Origin of the sequence: Rhizobium nepotum 39/7 (assembly GCF_000949865.1) — a bacterium.
Classification (GTDB): Bacteria; Pseudomonadota; Alphaproteobacteria; order Rhizobiales; family Rhizobiaceae; genus Agrobacterium; species Agrobacterium nepotum.
Genome location: NZ_JWJH01000067.1, coordinates 1 through 1,301, shown reverse-complemented (window position 1 = coordinate 1,301; position 1,301 = coordinate 1). Strand labels below are relative to the sequence as shown.

The 1,301-nt window shown below is 59.7% G+C and carries 2 protein-coding genes and 1 pseudogene; all 3 read right to left on the bottom strand.

The features are described 5' to 3' along the window. Positions 1-71: pseudogene (locus RS75_RS27280) on the bottom strand (HU family DNA-binding protein); the annotation flags it as partial. A gap of 137 nt (positions 72-208) precedes the next feature. Beyond that, the gene (locus RS75_RS24915; protein WP_012654902.1) at positions 209-466 is read right to left on the bottom strand and encodes a WGR domain-containing protein; all 258 of its coding nucleotides are present in this window, start codon (positions 464-466) and stop codon (positions 209-211) included. 239 nt (positions 467-705) lie between these two features. After that, complete coding sequence (locus tag RS75_RS24910; RefSeq protein WP_012654903.1) at positions 706-1,173, bottom strand: thermonuclease family protein; 468 nt, start codon at positions 1,171-1,173, stop codon at positions 706-708. Positions 1,174-1,301 lie beyond the last annotated feature (128 nt).

Here is a 1,301-nt window from a genome sequence, read left to right as displayed (position 1 = left end):
GTCTTGGCCTGCGCCTTGGTGAGGTTCTGGTCGGCTGCGATCTTGTCGGCGATCTCGTTGGTCGTGGTCATGAAGGACGGTCCTCTTAGGTTTTCGGTCCTTCAGCTTTGACAACGAAGATGTGGCGAGGAAAGGGGCAGAAAGGCAAGAACGCCCGTAAGATCAGCGAAAGCCACAGGAAATGCAGGAAGTCGGTCGATTGAACCGGCTAGTCGGTGCTGCCCGCGTCCCCATAGCCACGTCGTCTCTTGGTTCGTTCGAGACGGGAGAGTGCTGTATTCGCATCGTCCGCATGATCGAAGGTCTGCATCATCGTCTGGCCGCCCGATCCGATCCGGCCCCAGTTGCGGATGACCGAAGCCCCGCCGAACAGTGTCGGCTGGATCGCCAGCATGTAGAAGCGCCGCATGTTCTGCGCCGTCTCGATGCGGTGAAGATGAACCGGGCATGTCTCCTTGTCTTCCATGCCCTCATTGTCGCTGTCTCGGCAAGCAGCGTCCAACGACTTATCTGAATCGATCCGGTGTCACCGATTCATCGCAGTGATGATTTCAGACAGGGAACTGGGCGAGGCGGCTTCGCCGCACGGCTCTATGCGCAAGCGCACCGAACCCGCCATACGGTTTCGGCCGATCCCGGTTACGATCCATCTCGCATGGCCGGCGATGCCGGCGGATGATAACATTGGAACGGCCTGGTTTGCGGTCAGCTATCGCACCAGCTTCGACGCGCACCGTCCCATCGACGCGCAAGGCCTTCTCCCACGAGAATCTCGCCAAACGATTGCCCTTTTCGGCTGACAGTCCTGAGCTTGCGACCATACCTGTCTTCGTCGCGCAATTCCGTGCTCATCGAGAATGGGCCAGCGTTTAGGAGAACCAGAATACGTGCTTTGGCCGCCTCGCCCTTGACCCGTTCTACCGTGCAACGGGGCGGGCTGAGTTCGGGTGTGTCGATATCGGCGATCCGGATTTTCTCTCCCTTGAACCAGAAGGTGTCGCCGTCGACGACGCAGTTCATGCGGCGGTCTTCACCACAGATCGAGAACGAGGCTGAAAGCGTGTCCTCTGCAGAAGCAGAGGTGAGCGCGACCATCCGATCCAGCCCGCCGGTGCGCTCGAAGCACAACACACAGCCAACCGCGAGCACCGCAACCCATATCGACCGATGCATCACGTGCTGACCGTTGTGGCATTCGCCGCAGTGTCGCGTTCGTCCGCCTGCTGCCGACGCTTGCCCGTCGTTGAGCGAATTCGGTTCAGGATGGGCGGCAGAAACGCAATGTCTTCCCATATGACGGC

Coding starts and splice junctions, on each gene's coding strand:
- RS75_RS24910 (WP_012654903.1), bottom strand. CDS start 1,173: ATGCATCGGTCGATATGGGTTGCGGTGCTCGCGGTTGGCTGTGTGTTG.
- RS75_RS24915 (WP_012654902.1), bottom strand. CDS start 466: ATGGAAGACAAGGAGACATGCCCGGTTCATCTTCACCGCATCGAGACG.